A 14,320-nucleotide genomic window follows, 5' to 3' on the forward strand; every position below is an offset into this window, starting at 1 on the left:
TTTTTAACGTGTATCGTCCTCCTGCTAACAATATTCAGAATGCAAGCTGCGCAGGCAACGAGCGCCGTGCTGCCCGACAAAGTCCGCACTACAGTGGCCGGGATTGTCAGCTACACGCGTTGGCCTCAGTTGCAGGGGCTTCCAAAGCTCTGCATATTTTCAACGGCAACCTATGCCGCGACGCTAAGCACGGAAAATAACGATATCTCATATCAACCCCTGCTCGTTCAGTCATCAGACGAGGCATTGCGAGCGAACTGCGACGGGATATATTTTGGTAACGAGTCACCACAACAGCAGTTGCAATTAATAGAACGTTATCAATCCCGGCCTTTATTACTCATTGCCGAGCAGAACCCACAATGCATAATTGGCAGTGCTTTCTGCCTGAATATTCATAATGACGCAGTTTCTTTTTCGGTAAACCTTGATGCACTCAGCCGCAGCGGCGTCAGGGTTAGTCCGGATGTATTACTGCTGGCCCGGCCAGGGAATAATAGTCATGAATAAGGATTTGACCACGTCGTCACGTCCAACGTTTAAAGGAACGTTACGTAGAATCAGCATAATCAGCGTGGTCATTGCCATGTTGGTTGTCTGGCTACTGCTTTCCGTCGCCTCGATGCTGACGCTAAAACAGTATGCGCAAAAAAATCTCGAATTGCTGGCAGTGACAGTGAGTCACAGCCTCGAAGCTGCCGTTGTTTTCCGTGATGGCACAGCGGCCAATGAAACCCTGTCCGTGCTGGGCAAACAAGGGCAATTTACCGCCGCAAAAGTGGTTGATGTTAATGGTCAGGAGCTAACGCATTGGCAGGCAGACAAGCCCTCTCAGCACGACATGGTGGGAGGCCTGGTCACCCGATGGCTATATCCTCATCCGATCAGGCAGCCTATCTGGCATAACGGTAAAATCATCGGTGAAATGCGCCTGATAGGTACGGATGCTACCGTGACCCTGTTTGTCTGGCTCTCATTAGGCGTGCTGACGGCCTGTATTTTACTCGCTTCAGTTATTGCATTAGGTATTTCACGCCATTTACATCGAGATATTGATGCCGCGCTGCAGAATATCACCGATGTTGTGCACGACGTTCGCAGCAACCGTAACTTTTCTCGCCGCGTATCACCGGAAAAAATTGAGGAGTTCCACCTTTTTGCCCAGGACTTTAACAGCCTGCTGGATGAGATGGAAGAATGGCAAAAACAGCTTCAGCTGAAAAATGCTTCGCTGCAGAAAACGGCCCTGCAGGACTCACTAACGGGTCTGGCAAACCGGGCGGCCTTCCGAACCGCGCTGGATAAACTGATTGCAGATCCCGAAACACTCCAGAACAGCGCGTTGCTGTTTATGGACGGCGACAACTTCAAATTTGTTAACGATACCTGGGGACATGCGGCCGGGGATGCCGTGCTTATCGAGGTCGCAAAACGGCTGCTGGTGTTTGCCAGCACTCGCCACCTTGCCTTCCGCCTTGGCGGTGATGAATTTGCCATGCTGCTTCATTCGGTGGATAGCGAAGAGCAGGCCACTTCCGTGCTGAAGCAACTGAAAGAGATCGTCGAACAGCCAATCCTTTTACCTGGTGAGCACTGGGTCACCATGACCCTAAGCATCGGCGTTGCGCTCGCAAAAGATATCACCTCAGCGGAGAACCTGATGGAAACCGCTGACCGCAATATGTACATAGAAAAACACAAGCAACGTGAGTTGCTAATAAAACAGCCCCAAAGGGATACATTATGAAAGCTTCACGCTTATTTGCACCGGCAATCCTCTTCTCGTTTCTGTTAACCGGCTGCCAGGCACCGCCATCGACGTTCTCTCCTGAGCAAGTCGCCGCGATGCGCTCATACGGCTTCTCTGAGTCAAATGACGGTTGGTCACTTGGGCTGTCAGACAAGATCCTGTTTGGTAAGAACCAGTACAAACTACAGCCTGAAAGCTATCAAACCATTCAGAGCATGGCCGCCAAACTTTCAGCAACCGGCCTGAAGCACGCCCGTATGGATGGCCATACCGATAACTACGGTGAGGACGGCTACAACGAACAACTATCCCTCAAGCGAGCTAACATCGTGGCAGATGCCTGGGCCGAAGGTGCTCACATCCCTCGCAGTAACCTGACCACTCAAGGCCAGGGTAAGAAATACCCGGTTGCCAGCAACAACACCGGCGAAGGGCGTGCTGAAAACCGCCGTGTCGCGGTCGTTATCACCGCCCCATAGTTTCAACAAATTCAGCGCATAAAAAAGGGCTGCCAGATGGCAGCCCTTTTATTTGGATGTCGCCTAAGCGAATCTTAGTTAAGACGCTCTTTGATACGAGCAGACTTACCAGTACGCTCACGCAGGTAGTACAGTTTAGCTTTACGAACGGCACCACGACGTTTAACAGTAATGCTGTCGATTACTGGGGAGTGAGTCTGGAATACACGCTCAACACCTTCGCCGTTGGAAATTTTACGAACAGTGAATGCAGAGTGCAGACCGCGGTTACGGATAGCGATAACCACGCCCTCAAATGCCTGCAGACGTTTTTTAGAACCTTCAACGACCCATACTTTCACTTCCACGGAGTCGCCCGGACGGAAGGAAGGTACATCCTGTTTCATCTGTTCTTGTTCAAGTTGCTTAATAATATTGCTCATAATTTATCTCTTATCCTGGGTAAACTGATATTTGGGGGCTCACGCCTGCCCATCATGTTTATGTTGCTGTTGCGTATGCTCTTTTTTGAACTCCGCCAGCAACCTTGCTTGCTCTTCAGTCAGAGCCAGGTTTTCCAAAAGTTCAGGTCTTCTAAGCCAGGTGCGGCCCAGCGACTGTTTCAGGCGCCAACGGCGAATCTCCGCATGGTTCCCCGACAATAACACCGCCGGTACTTCCATGCCATCCAACACTTCAGGCCGGGTGTAGTGAGGGCAATCCAGCAACCCTTCAGCAAACGAATCTTCGGTTGCCGATGCTTCATGCCCCAAAACGCCCGGAATAAACCGGGAGACTGAGTCAATCAGCGTCATCGCTGGTAGCTCACCGCCGCTGAGAACGTAATCGCCGATTGACCATTCTTCGTCAATTTCGGTTTGGATCACGCGCTCATCGATCCCTTCGTAACGACCACAAACCAGAATTAACTTCTCGTTTGCTGCCAGTTCACTGACGCCCGCTTGATCAAGCTTGCGCCCCTGAGGTGAAAGATAGATAACCTTAGCACCTTCCCCTGCCGCTGCTTTCGCTGCGTGGATGGCTTCCCGTAACGGGTTCACCATCATCAGCATTCCCGGTCCGCCGCCGTAAGGACGATCGTCCACGGTACGGTGCCGGTCATAGGTGAAGTCGCGCGGACTCCAGCTTTGAATGCTCAGCAGGCCATTTTTTACTGCCCGGCCAGTTACCCCGTAATCGGTAATTGCGCGGAACATCTCAGGAAACAGGCTAACAATACCAATAAACACAAGCCAATCCCCACTATGCTAACGACTACCGTATGATTTCGGAGTTTTAAAAACCAGGATCCCAATCTACTTCAATGGTTTGAGTAGCGAGATCGACTTTCTTGATAACCTGCCCATCGAGGAACGGAACCAGCCGCTCCTTGATACCAAATGCATCTTTCAGGTTTGCCTTGATGACGAGAACGTCATTCGAGCCGGTTTCCATCATGTCGATGACTTTACCGAGCTGGTACCCTTGAGTGGTCACTACCTGGCAGCCCATAAGGTCTTTCCAGTAATAGTCACCCGCTTCAAGAGCCGGCAGTTGCGTTGAATCCACGACAATTTCGCAATTGGTCAGAAGATTCGCGGCATCCCGATCGTCAACGCCTTGCAGCTTGATGATCAGATCCTGATTGTGGTGCTTCCAGCTTTCCAGCTGTACTTGCTGCCACTGACCGCCGCGCTGGATAAACCAGGGCTGGTAGTCAAAAATGCTTTCGGCGTCTTCGGTGGAGGAAAACACTCTGAGCCAACCACGAATACCGTAGGAGGAGCCCATCTTGCCCAACACAATTGGGTTAACAGGAACCTGTGCGGCGAGTTGCTTGCTCATCATGACCACCGTGACAGATTAAGCTGCTTTCTTAGCTTCTTTGATCAGCGCAGCAACGCGATCAGAAACGGTTGCGCCCTGGCCAACCCAATGAGCTACGCGATCCAGATCCAGGCGAACGCCTTCTTCTTTCTCGTTAGCGATAGGGTTGAAGAAACCAACGCGCTCAATGAAGCGACCGTTACGTGCATTACGGCTATCAGTAACGACAACCTGGTAGAACGGACGCTTTTTAGCGCCGTGACGTGCTAAACGAATAGTTACCATAACATCCTCTTTAGTGAATAAAACGCCGGGCCCCATCGAGGGATGGAGCCCGGTGTCATATTAAAAGCCCGAAAATTTTACTGATTTCTGTGGAAAATGCAATCAGCAGTTAATCACTCTGCTGCAAAAGGCCGTTTGCGATGAAGCCAGTTTTGCGACGCCGAACGCGCAGTCACCGGAGCGTACACGTCGCACGCAAGGATAACGCTCACACCCCGGCGTCAAAATGGTAAGTAAACCAGGGCAATTAGCGGCCAGGGAAACCTGGCGGCATCATCCCTTTCATACCGCGCATCATTTTGGCCATGCCGCCTTTTTTCATTTTCTTCATCATGCGCTGCATGTCGTCAAACTGCTTCAGTAAACGGTTAACGTCCTGCACCTGCATGCCGGAACCCTGCGCGATACGGCGCTTGCGGGAACCCTTGATGATGTCCGGCTGCGCGCGTTCTTTCAGCGTCATCGAGCTGATAATCGCCTCCATACGCACCAGCACTTTGTCGTCCATCTGGGATTTGACGTTATCCGGCAACTGACCCATGCCCGGCAGCTTGCTCATCATGCTCGCCATGCCGCCCATGTTCTTCATCTGCTTGAGCTGCTCAAGGAAGTCGGTCAGGTCGAAGCCATCGCCTTTTTTCAGCTTGCTGGCAAGTTTCTCAGCCTGCGCGCGGTCAACCTTGCTTTCGATATCTTCAATCAACGACAGCACGTCACCCATGCCGAGGATACGGGAGGCAATACGGTCCGGGTGGAACGGCTCCAGCGCTTCGGTTTTCTCACCCACGCCGAGGAACTTGATTGGTTTGCCGGTGATATGGCGAATTGACAGCGCTGCACCGCCGCGGGCGTCGCCGTCCACTTTAGTCAGCACCACACCGGTCAGCGGCAGCGCTTCGTTGAACGCCTTCGCGGTATTCGCCGCATCCTGACCGGTCATGGCATCAACCACAAACAACGTTTCTACCGGCTTAATCGCGGCATGAACCTGTTTGATTTCCTCCATCATCGCTTCGTCAACGTGCAGACGACCGGCGGTATCCACCAGCAGCACGTCGTAGAACTTCAGCTTCGCTTCTTTCAGCGCTGCGTTAACGATATCGACAGGTTTTTGCTGAGCGTCAGACGGGAAGAAGTCCACTTCAACCTGCTGGGCCAAAGTTTCCAGCTGTTTAATCGCCGCAGGGCGATAAACGTCCGCTGAAACCACCAATACTTTTTTCTTCTGCTTTTCGCGCAGGAATTTACCTAACTTACCGACGCTGGTGGTTTTACCGGCCCCCTGCAGGCCCGCCATCAGCACGACTGCCGGTGGCTGCGCCGCCAGGTTCAGGCTGCTGTTCTCTTCGCCCATCGCGGAAACCAGTTCAGCGCGAACGATTTTGACGAACTCCTGGCCCGGAGTCAGGCTTTTGTTGACTTCATGCCCCACCGCTTTTTCTTTAACGCGGCTAATAAAATCACGCACTACCGGCAGCGCAACGTCCGCCTCCAGCAGCGCCATGCGCACTTCGCGCAGCGTCTCTTTAACGTTTTCTTCGGTTAGCCGCCCACGGCCGCTAATATTGCGCAGGGTACGCGACAGACGGTCTGTTAAATTATCAAACATGGTATTTTGCCTAACGTGGTAACTGGGGCCGCAGCTCGCGACACAAAACTGAATTTGGCGGATTATAACATGAAGCCGCCTCGGGTGTGATCCAACGGTTGGAGCAGGCGACAGGTAACGTTATACTGACTTTTTTGTTCTCTGGCCAATTTGACCGACACCTTACTATGCCCGTTTTCGCCATTCTTGCGCTTGTAGCCTACTCCGTCAGCCTGGCGCTGATCATTCCCGGTCTTCTGCGGAAGAACAGCGGATGGCGCCGCTTTGCCATTTTGTCCGCCGCCATTGCTCTGGTCAGCCATGCGCTGGCGCTGGAAGCGCGCTTCTTCACCGTCGATGGTGGGCAAAACCTGAGCCTGCTGAACGTGGGCTCTCTCGTCAGCCTGATGATTTGTACGGTGATGACCATTGTCGCCTCCCGTAATCGGGGCTGGCTACTGTTACCGATTGTTTACGCCTTTGCGCTGATAAATCTGGCGCTGGCGACCTTTATGCCCAACGAATTTATCACCCATCTCGAAGCCACACCGGGGATGATGGTGCATATTGGCCTGTCGCTCTTTGCCTATGCAACGCTGATCATTGCCGCGCTATACGCTTTGCAGCTGGCGTGGATTGACTATCAATTAAAGAACAAAAAACTGGCCTTCAGCGCAGAAATGCCGCCGCTGATGGTGATCGAGCGTAAAATGTTTCATATCACCCAGGTGGGTGTTGTCCTGTTAACGTTGACGCTGTGCACCGGCCTCTTTTACATGAAAAACCTGTTCAGCATGGAAAACGTCGACAAAGCCGTGCTATCGATTCTCGCCTGGTTTGTCTACGTCGTTCTGCTCTGGGGACACTATCATGAAGGATGGCGAGGCCGTCGCGTGGTCTGGTTCAACGTTGCCGGCGCGGGCATTTTAACCCTCGCTTATTTTGGCAGCCGTGTCCTGCAGCAGTTCGTTAGCTAGTTAATCTCTTAAAGGAAATCACTTTTGGAACACATCTCAACCACCACGCTGATCGTCACCCTGATCATCATGGTGGTGGTGTCCGCGTACTTCTCCGGTTCAGAAACCGGCATGATGACGCTAAACCGCTACCGCCTGCGCCACCGCGCCAAACAGGGCAACCGGGCAGCGAAGCGCGTTGAAAAACTCCTGCGTAAACCAGACCGCCTGATTAGCCTGGTGTTAATCGGCAATAACCTGGTGAATATTCTGGCTTCTGCGCTGGCAACCATCGTCGGCATTCGCCTTTACGGTAACGCAGGTGTGGCAATAGCGACCGGCGTTTTAACCTTTGTTGTGCTGGTGTTTGCCGAAGTTCTGCCTAAAACCATCGCCGCCTTGTACCCGGAAAAAGTGGCCTACCCAAGCAGTTGGCTGCTCGGCCCGCTGCAATTCCTGATGATGCCGCTGGTCTGGCTGCTGAATACCATTACCCGCCTCCTGATGCGCATGGTTGGCATCAAGGTCGACAACATTATTAGCACCGCCCTCAGCAAAGACGAGCTGCGAACCATCGTGCATGAATCCCGCTCGCAAATTTCGCGGCGCAACCAGGATATGCTGCTGTCGGTCCTGGATTTGGAAAAGGTCAGCGTCGACGACATCATGGTGCCGCGAAACGAAATCGTCGGCATCAATATAAATGACGACTGGAAGTCCATCGTCCGCCAGTTAACGCACTCCCCGCACGGCCGCATCGTGCTCTACCGCGACAGCCTGGATGATGCCATCGGCATGCTGCGCGTCCGCGAAGCCTACCGCCTGATGACCGAGAAAAAAGAGTTCACCAAGGAGGTGATGCTCCGCTCCGCCGATGAGATTTACTTTGTGCCGGAAGGCACCCCGCTCAGCGTGCAGTTGGTGAAATTCCAGCGCAATAAAAAGAAAGTTGGCCTGGTGGTGGATGAATACGGCGATATCCAGGGGCTGGTGACCGTAGAAGATATTCTGGAAGAGATCGTCGGGGACTTCACCACGTCCATGTCTCCAACGCTTGCGGAAGAAGTCACGCCGCAAAACGACGGCTCGGTTATTATCGAAGGCAGCGCCAATGTGCGAGAACTCAACAAAGCCTTTAACTGGACGCTGCCGGAAGACGACGCCCGCACGGTAAACGGGATGATTCTGGAAGAGATTCAGGAGATCCCTGCGGCAGGGACCCGCATCCGGCTCAGTCAGTACGACATCGATATTCTAGACGTACAGGACAACATGATTAAGCAGGTGCGCGTCACGCCGGTGAAGCCTTTGCGGCAAAGCGTGGAGCAATAGAGACAAAAAAGCCAGCCTCAGGGCTGGCTTTCTCGTACTGGAAACGAATCAGGCTTTGGCTACGGAAACCATCGCGGCACGAATAGTACGGCCGTTCAGCGTGTAACCTTTCTGCATTACCATCAGCACGTTATTTGGCGCAACGTCGGCAGATTCAACCATCGCAATGGCCTGGTGCACGTCCGGGTTAAACGGCACGTTAGTCTCACCCACAACTTCCACGCCGAACTTGCGAACCACATCCAGCATCGACTTCTGGGTCAGCTCAATGCCTTCGATCATTGGGGCTAAATCCGGGTTGGACTTGTCGGCCACTTCCAGCGCGCGATCCAGGCTGTCGATGACCGGCAGCAGCTCATTCACGAACTTTTCCAGGGCGAACTTGTGCGCTTTCTCGATATCCTGTTCGGTACGACGACGCAGGTTAGCTAAATCAGCCTGATGGCGTGGCTCAATTTCACGCTCGCGCTGCTTCATTTCTGCCAGCTGGGCCTGCAGATTTGCAATCTCTTCGTCGCGCGGATCCACGACATCGGCACCTTCTACGGCCTCGACTTCTTCGTGCTGATCCATGACGATATCTTCCGGGGCTTGCTCGTTAGGTGTTTTCTGTTCTTTACTACTCATGAAATTCTCCGCGTTTTTAGCATTCATCTCGCTGCTTCGCTTATTATGGGGATCAGTTTCAGGGTTTCAAGGGAACCTGTCATATTGTCGCAGGAACGTCTGCGAATAAGGACCACCAGGATAATGAACAAACATTTCAACTGCATCGGTATTGTCGGACACCCGCGTCACCCCACCGCTCTGACCACGCATGAAATGCTCTATCGCTGGCTGCGCGCCAAAGGCTATGAAGTGATGGTGGAACAGCAAATTGCCCAGGAGCTAAACCTCAAACAGGTGAAAACCGGCACGCTGGCGGAGATAGGCCAGCAGGCTGATTTGGCGGTGGTGGTCGGCGGGGATGGCAACATGCTGGGCGCTGCTCGGGTGCTCGCACGCTATGACATCAAAGTCATTGGCATCAACCGTGGTAACCTGGGTTTCCTGACCGACCTTGACCCGGACAATGCCCAGCAGCAGTTGGCGGACGTTCTTGAGGGTCATTACATTACCGAGCGCCGTTTCCTGCTCGAAGCTCAGGTTTGCCAGCACGATACTCCTACACGCCTCAGTACCGCGATAAACGAAGTGGTGCTTCACCCAGGCAAAGTCGCGCATATGATTGAGTTCGAAGTCTATATCGACGAAATTTTTGCGTTTTCACAGCGTTCTGACGGACTGATTATCTCTACGCCGACCGGCTCAACCGCCTATTCGCTTTCAGCCGGAGGCCCAATTCTTACGCCTTCGCTGGATGCTATCACACTGGTACCGATGTTCCCGCACACGCTGTCTGCACGCCCGCTGGTCATCAACAGCAGCAGCACCATTCGCCTGCGTTTTTCCCATATGCGAAGTGACCTTGAAATCAGCTGCGACAGCCAGATTGCACTGCCTATTCAGGAAGGTGAAGACGTGCTCATTCGCCGCTGTGACTACCACCTCAATCTGATCCACCCAAAAGACTACAGCTATTTCAACACATTAAGCTCGAAACTCGGCTGGTCGAAAAAATTGTTCTAAAAAATAGCCCGACCACTTTACTGTATATAAAACCAGTTTATACTGTATGGAAACACAGTAACTCAATCTGGCTCTAAATAATTCGAGTTGCAGGTAGGCGGCAAGAGAGTGCATCCCCAGGAGCTTACTTGAGTAAGTGACTGGGGTAAGTGAAAGCAGCCAACACCCCTGCAGCTTGAAGTATGACGAGCTCATACAGGAGAGTGGTCATGCTCGCTCAACTCACCATCAGTAACTTCGCTATCGTTCGTGAACTTGAAATAGACTTTCATCACGGGATGACGGCCATCACCGGGGAAACCGGTGCCGGTAAATCTATTGCCATAGATGCGCTGGGCCTGTGCCTGGGCGGTCGCGCGGAAGCGGATATGGTGCGTTCTGGGGCGAATCGCGCGGATCTCTGCGCCCGCTTTTCCCTGAAAGACACGCCGGCGGCACTACGCTGGCTGGAAGAAAACCAGCTGGAAGACGGCAGCGAATGCCTGCTGCGCCGCGTAATCAGCAGCGACGGGCGCTCCCGGGGTTTTATCAACGGTACCGCCGTGCCCCTTTCCCAACTGCGCGATCTCGGCCAGTTACTTATCCAGATTCATGGCCAACATGCCCACCAGCTGTTACTCAAGCCCGAGCATCAAAAAATGCTGCTGGACGGCTATGCCGGCGAGCAGGCGCTGACCCAGCAAATGGCGGAGCACTATCGTGAATGGCACCAAAGCTGCCGCACTCTGGCGCAGCATCAGCAACTGGCTCAGGAGCGTTCAGCCAAAGCCGAACTGCTTCACTACCAGCTTAAAGAGCTGAACGAGTTTTCTCCTGTTGCCGGTGAATTTGAACTGATTGATGAAGAGTACAAGCGCCTCGCCAACAGCGGCCAGCTGCTCTCCACCAGCCAGCAGACGCTGGACGTACTGGCCGACGGGGAAGAAACCAATCTCCAAAGCCAGCTCTATACCGTTCGCCACCTCATGGGTGAACTGGTGGGCATGGATAACAAACTTTCTGGCGTGCTGGATATGCTGGAAGAAGCCGCCATTCAAATTTCCGAAGCCAGCGATGAACTGCGTCATTACTGCGATCGTCTGGATTTGGACCCAAACCGTCTTTATGAGCTGGAACAGCGTATTTCTCGTCAGATCTCTCTGGCGCGTAAGCACCACATCACGCCCGAAGAGCTCCCTGCGTTCCACCAGAAATTGCTGGATGAACAACAGTTGCTGGATGAGCAAACCGGGTCGCTGGAAGAGCTTCTGCAGGCCGTTGCCCAGCATCATCAGCAGGCGCTTGCCGTAGCGCAGGCGCTGCACCAAAGCCGGGCCAGACATGCCAATGAACTGTGCCAGTTGATTACGGAAAGCATGCACTCGCTCTCAATGCCGCACGGCAAGCTCGCCATAGACGTCGAATTTAACGAAAACCACCTGACCGCCGAAGGCGCTGACCGCATTGATTTTCGCGTCAGCACCAACCCTGGACAGCCGCTTCAGCCGCTGGCAAAAGTCGCCTCGGGCGGCGAGCTTTCTCGCATCGCGCTGGCGATTCAGGTGATCACCGCCCGTAAAATGGAAACACCGGCGCTGATCTTCGATGAAGTCGACGTGGGGATCAGTGGCCCGACTGCCGCGGTGGTGGGTAAGCTATTACGCCAGCTAGGCGAATCTACCCAGGTGATGTGCGTCACCCACCTGCCGCAGGTTGCTGGCTGCGGTCACCATCACTTCTTCGTCAGCAAAGAAACCGACGGTGAAATGACCGAAACTCATATGCAGCCACTGGATAAACGTTCTCGTCTGCAGGAGCTTGCCCGTCTTCTCGGTGGCAGTGAAGTAACCCGCAACACGCTGGCGAATGCCAAAGAGCTGCTGGCCGCCTGAGGCTTTATCATGCACGGTGTGTTCCGCACCGTGCATTGTGCAAAAAACGCCCACCCCATTCGAGAATCCGTCTTTCTGTTACCTTTTCAACCAACTTTTTTATGCTCCCACTGTCAGAGTTGAGCGCCTTGAGGTTTTAAACTGCTTAAAGGTCTATTATCATCGGCATAATACGAATGAGCCACGCACTACTCCGGCCCGAAAAGGAATCAAATCACTATGCGTTGTAAAATGCTGACTGCTGCCGCAGCGGTTCTTCTGATGTTGACCGCAGGCTGTTCCACTCTGGAGCGAGTGGTTTACCGCCCAGACATCAACCAGGGTAACTATCTGGCCCCCAATGACGTGTCCAAACTCCGTGTGGGCATGACCCAGCAGCAGGTGGCCTACACCCTCGGGACGCCAATGATGTCCGATCCGTTCGGCACCAATACCTGGTTCTATGTCTTCCGCCAGCAGCCGGGCCACGAGAACGTGACTCAGCAGACGCTGACCCTGACCTTTAACAGCAGCGGCGTTCTGACCAACATCGACAACAAACCAGCCCTGACCAAAGGGGAATAAGGCTGGCTTGATGCATAAAAAAAGGTGCCTGAGGCACCTTTTTTTGTCACTTTCACACAGGATTATTTCTGGGCAGAACGTTCCGCACGCTGGCGACGCAGCTCTTTTGGATCGGCAATCAGCGGCCGGTAAATCTCAACCCGATCGCCGTCATTCACTTTATCCCCCAGCTTTACCGGGCGGCTGTACACACCGACTTTGTTTTTCGCCAGATCGATATCGTCACGAAGCTCAAGCAGACCAGAGGCGACAATCGCCTGCTCAACCGTGCTGCCTTCCTCAAGCTTCACCTGGCGCAGGTACTGTTTTTGCGGCAGGGCATAAACCACCTCAACCTGAATCTCACGCGACACGGTAAACCTCTTTGGCGCGGGTAGTAAATGCCTGAACCATGTTACCGGCAAGCTCTTTAAAGATACGGCCAAAGGCCAGTTCAATCAGCTTATTGGTAAATTCGAAATCAAGCTGGAACTCAATCCGGCAGGCATCTTCGCTAAGCGGCGTGAACTTCCAGCCACCCATCAGCTTTTTGAAGGGGCCATCCACCAGATGCATCAGGATGCTCTGATTGTCGGTCAGGGTATTTCGGGTGGTAAAGGTTTTGCTGATCCCAGCTTTTGAAACGTCCACCGCCGCCGTCATCTGATTCGCCGATGCGTCAATCACCCGGCTACCGGTGCAGCCAGGTAAAAATTCCGGGTACGAATTCACGTCGTTTACTAACTGGTACATCTGCTCAGCGCTGTAGGGCACCAAAGCAGTACGGCTAATCTGCGGCATAACAATTCCTGGGAGTCATAAATCGGGCAAATAATAACATTTATCACCGCGCAAACAAAAACTCTCTGCCGCTCATGCTAAGATAAGCGCTTCCTCCTCGCGCAGGTCGCGGGGTGTCTTTGAACTCCTGGATTACATATACTGAGCAGCACTATGACTAAGAAAAAAGCACACAAACCAGGCTCAGCCACCATTGCGCTAAACAAGCGTGCCCGCCACGAATACTTTATCGAAGATGAGATTGAAGCGGGCCTCGCGCTGCAAGGCTGGGAAGTAAAATCATTACGTGCCGGGAAGGCAAACATCGGCGACAGCTACGTTATCTTTAAAGATGGCGAAGCGTATTTGTTTGGCGCTAACTTCACGCCGCTTACCGTCGCCTCCAGCCACGTCGTCTGCGATCCTACCCGCACCCGCAAGCTGCTGCTTAACCAGCGCGAGTTGGACAATCTGTTCGGCAGCGTCAGTCGCGACGGCTACACCATCGTCGCCCTGTCCCTCTACTGGAAAAATGCCTGGTGTAAAGTGAAAATCGGCGTCGCGAAAGGTAAGAAACAGCATGATAAGCGCTCCGATGCGAAGGATCGCGAATGGGCAGTCGATAAAGCCCGTATCATGAAAAATGCGGGTCGTTAAGGCGATTCTCGTTATTCATCTCTCTGCTGGCTCTTCGTCTGAAGAGCCAGTATAAAAAAATTACACGCTTCTTTAATTATCAGCTATTATTGCGCGGTCAGGTAAGGAAGCTTTGAAATTAATTAAGCGACACTAAACAATATATACTATTTCCCTTCATCATTATCATTCGTACTGAAAGCCAAAAACACAAAGATATATAATATTTCTTCTTCTAACCCTCTCTTTATACGCCTCACAAAATAGATAATTTTTTCCAAATTTTTCTGCTTTACAAAAGAAAACACCCCACCAAAAAAGGCACTACATCCCCATCAGATGCACGTATTATTCAACCTAAAGCCTCAAATTAATCAGGGAAATGCAAAACGCTTGCTGAAACTTATCTTAAATCTTTCAACACGATAAGAATAGTAATAGCCAACCGGCAGCCAGGAAACTGGCTTCAGCCGTTTGGGTGAGTCCGTTAGGTTCACTGATACTTTAGAGTGACTTACATAGTGTTAAATATGGCTTAAGTTGCGCTTTCATTTTTTCCTGTCTATATCATCAATAGTCTCTATTTAATAAACGACAAGCCTATGACCCTGAGAATTAACTAATTTCGATTCCGCACCGGAAACGCCCTGGTTATTAATAATCAC

The 14,320-nt window shown here is 52.5% G+C and carries 17 protein-coding genes; 9 read left to right on the forward strand and 8 right to left on the reverse strand.

Annotation, left to right across the window (positions count from 1 at the left end; genetic code table 11):
• The first annotated feature begins 39 nt into the window (after positions 1 to 39).
• The 3 genes from LH86_RS00365 to LH86_RS00375 are packed head-to-tail and all read left to right on the forward strand — an operon-like array spanning position 40 to position 2,229.
• Positions 40 to 510, forward strand: a complete 471-nt coding sequence (locus LH86_RS00365) for a YfiR family protein (protein WP_231562723.1) — start codon at positions 40 to 42, stop codon at positions 508 to 510.
• Entirely contained in the window at positions 503 to 1,747 is a 1,245-nt protein-coding gene (gene dgcN / locus LH86_RS00370) for a diguanylate cyclase DgcN (protein ID WP_039297402.1), read from the forward strand. The genes LH86_RS00365 and dgcN overlap by 8 nt, the downstream gene beginning before the upstream one ends.
• Positions 1,744 to 2,229: an OmpA family protein gene (locus tag LH86_RS00375; protein WP_039297405.1), complete on the forward strand. Its 486-nt coding sequence runs from the start codon at positions 1,744 to 1,746 to the stop codon at positions 2,227 to 2,229. Before dgcN ends, LH86_RS00375 begins: the two co-directional genes overlap by 4 nt.
• Before the next feature lie 74 nt (positions 2,230 to 2,303).
• Here the strand turns inward: LH86_RS00375 and rplS are convergent, their stop codons facing one another.
• The 5 genes from rplS to ffh form a co-directional block, all read right to left on the reverse strand.
• Positions 2,304 to 2,651 (reverse strand): 50S ribosomal protein L19, encoded by a 348-nt coding sequence (gene rplS / locus LH86_RS00380; protein WP_008458168.1) that lies wholly within the window; start codon positions 2,649 to 2,651, stop codon positions 2,304 to 2,306.
• 39 nt (positions 2,652 to 2,690) lie between these two features.
• Complete coding sequence (gene trmD / locus LH86_RS00385; RefSeq protein WP_039297408.1) at positions 2,691 to 3,458, reverse strand: tRNA (guanosine(37)-N1)-methyltransferase TrmD; 768 nt, start codon at positions 3,456 to 3,458, stop codon at positions 2,691 to 2,693.
• Between the two features lie 46 nt (positions 3,459 to 3,504).
• Positions 3,505 to 4,053, reverse strand: a complete 549-nt coding sequence (rimM, locus tag LH86_RS00390; protein ID WP_008458170.1) for a ribosome maturation factor RimM — start codon at positions 4,051 to 4,053, stop codon at positions 3,505 to 3,507.
• Positions 4,054 to 4,071: 18 nt separating this feature from the next.
• Positions 4,072 to 4,320, reverse strand: coding sequence for a 30S ribosomal protein S16 (gene rpsP, locus LH86_RS00395; RefSeq protein ID WP_038479704.1), 249 nt, complete (start codon positions 4,318 to 4,320; stop codon positions 4,072 to 4,074).
• A gap of 247 nt (positions 4,321 to 4,567) precedes the next feature.
• The gene (gene ffh, locus LH86_RS00400; RefSeq protein ID WP_039297411.1) at positions 4,568 to 5,929 is read right to left on the reverse strand and encodes a signal recognition particle protein; all 1,362 of its coding nucleotides are present in this window, start codon (positions 5,927 to 5,929) and stop codon (positions 4,568 to 4,570) included.
• 167 nt (positions 5,930 to 6,096) lie between these two features.
• On the opposite strand from ffh, the gene LH86_RS00405 reads away from it, so the two are divergent.
• Both LH86_RS00405 and LH86_RS00410 read left to right on the forward strand, forming a co-directional pair.
• A complete protein-coding gene (locus tag LH86_RS00405) occupies positions 6,097 to 6,885 on the forward strand; it encodes a cytochrome C assembly family protein (RefSeq protein ID WP_008458173.1) in 789 nt (262 codons plus the stop codon).
• Between the two features lie 24 nt (positions 6,886 to 6,909).
• Entirely contained in the window at positions 6,910 to 8,196 is a 1,287-nt protein-coding gene (locus tag LH86_RS00410; protein WP_039286882.1) for an HlyC/CorC family transporter, read from the forward strand.
• A 48-nt stretch (positions 8,197 to 8,244) separates the two neighbouring features.
• Here the strand turns inward: LH86_RS00410 and grpE are convergent, their stop codons facing one another.
• Positions 8,245 to 8,823 (reverse strand): nucleotide exchange factor GrpE, encoded by a 579-nt coding sequence (gene grpE / locus LH86_RS00415; protein ID WP_008458175.1) that lies wholly within the window; start codon positions 8,821 to 8,823, stop codon positions 8,245 to 8,247.
• Positions 8,824 to 8,946: 123 nt separating this feature from the next.
• On the opposite strand from grpE, the gene nadK reads away from it, so the two are divergent.
• From nadK to bamE, 3 genes are all read left to right on the forward strand, one after another.
• Entirely contained in the window at positions 8,947 to 9,825 is an 879-nt protein-coding gene (gene nadK, locus LH86_RS00420) for an NAD(+) kinase (RefSeq protein ID WP_039297414.1), read from the forward strand.
• Positions 9,826 to 10,034: 209 nt separating this feature from the next.
• Complete coding sequence (gene recN / locus LH86_RS00425) at positions 10,035 to 11,696, forward strand: DNA repair protein RecN (RefSeq protein WP_039297417.1); 1,662 nt, start codon at positions 10,035 to 10,037, stop codon at positions 11,694 to 11,696.
• Between the two features lie 219 nt (positions 11,697 to 11,915).
• Positions 11,916 to 12,260: an outer membrane protein assembly factor BamE gene (bamE, locus tag LH86_RS00430; RefSeq protein WP_008458182.1), complete on the forward strand. Its 345-nt coding sequence runs from the start codon at positions 11,916 to 11,918 to the stop codon at positions 12,258 to 12,260.
• A 62-nt stretch (positions 12,261 to 12,322) separates the two neighbouring features.
• Here the strand turns inward: bamE and LH86_RS00435 are convergent, their stop codons facing one another.
• Positions 12,323 to 12,613, reverse strand: a complete 291-nt coding sequence (locus LH86_RS00435; RefSeq protein ID WP_039297419.1) for an RnfH family protein — start codon at positions 12,611 to 12,613, stop codon at positions 12,323 to 12,325.
• Positions 12,603 to 13,040, reverse strand: a complete 438-nt coding sequence (locus LH86_RS00440; RefSeq protein ID WP_039297422.1) for a type II toxin-antitoxin system RatA family toxin — start codon at positions 13,038 to 13,040, stop codon at positions 12,603 to 12,605. Before LH86_RS00440 ends, LH86_RS00435 begins: the two co-directional genes overlap by 11 nt.
• Before the next feature lie 153 nt (positions 13,041 to 13,193).
• Here LH86_RS00440 and smpB point away from each other — a divergent pair, with 153 nt between their 5' ends.
• On the forward strand, positions 13,194 to 13,676 hold the full coding sequence (smpB, locus tag LH86_RS00445) for an SsrA-binding protein SmpB (protein WP_008458185.1): 483 nt from the start codon (positions 13,194 to 13,196) through the stop codon (positions 13,674 to 13,676).
• Positions 13,677 to 14,320: the final 644 nt, after the last annotated feature.

The organism is Cedecea neteri (assembly GCF_000758325.1).
GTDB classification, from domain to species: Bacteria; Pseudomonadota; Gammaproteobacteria; order Enterobacterales; family Enterobacteriaceae; genus Cedecea; species Cedecea neteri_B.

Excerpts from the sequence above, each read along its gene's own strand:
- LH86_RS00365 (WP_231562723.1), top strand. The coding sequence starts at position 40 with ATGCAAGCTGCGCAGGCAACGAGCGCCGTGCTGCCCGACAAAGTCCGC.
- dgcN (WP_039297402.1), top strand. The coding sequence starts at position 503 with ATGAATAAGGATTTGACCACGTCGTCACGTCCAACGTTTAAAGGAACG.
- LH86_RS00375 (WP_039297405.1), top strand. The coding sequence starts at position 1,744 with ATGAAAGCTTCACGCTTATTTGCACCGGCAATCCTCTTCTCGTTTCTG.
- rplS (WP_008458168.1), bottom strand. The coding sequence starts at position 2,651 with ATGAGCAATATTATTAAGCAACTTGAACAAGAACAGATGAAACAGGAT.
- rimM (WP_008458170.1), bottom strand. The coding sequence starts at position 4,053 with ATGAGCAAGCAACTCGCCGCACAGGTTCCTGTTAACCCAATTGTGTTG.
- rpsP (WP_038479704.1), bottom strand. The coding sequence starts at position 4,320 with ATGGTAACTATTCGTTTAGCACGTCACGGCGCTAAAAAGCGTCCGTTC.
- ffh (WP_039297411.1), bottom strand. The coding sequence starts at position 5,929 with ATGTTTGATAATTTAACAGACCGTCTGTCGCGTACCCTGCGCAATATT.
- LH86_RS00405 (WP_008458173.1), top strand. The coding sequence starts at position 6,097 with ATGCCCGTTTTCGCCATTCTTGCGCTTGTAGCCTACTCCGTCAGCCTG.
- grpE (WP_008458175.1), bottom strand. The coding sequence starts at position 8,823 with ATGAGTAGTAAAGAACAGAAAACACCTAACGAGCAAGCCCCGGAAGAT.
- nadK (WP_039297414.1), top strand. The coding sequence starts at position 8,947 with ATGAACAAACATTTCAACTGCATCGGTATTGTCGGACACCCGCGTCAC.
- recN (WP_039297417.1), top strand. The coding sequence starts at position 10,035 with ATGCTCGCTCAACTCACCATCAGTAACTTCGCTATCGTTCGTGAACTT.
- bamE (WP_008458182.1), top strand. The coding sequence starts at position 11,916 with ATGCGTTGTAAAATGCTGACTGCTGCCGCAGCGGTTCTTCTGATGTTG.
- LH86_RS00440 (WP_039297422.1), bottom strand. The coding sequence starts at position 13,040 with ATGCCGCAGATTAGCCGTACTGCTTTGGTGCCCTACAGCGCTGAGCAG.
- smpB (WP_008458185.1), top strand. The coding sequence starts at position 13,194 with ATGACTAAGAAAAAAGCACACAAACCAGGCTCAGCCACCATTGCGCTA.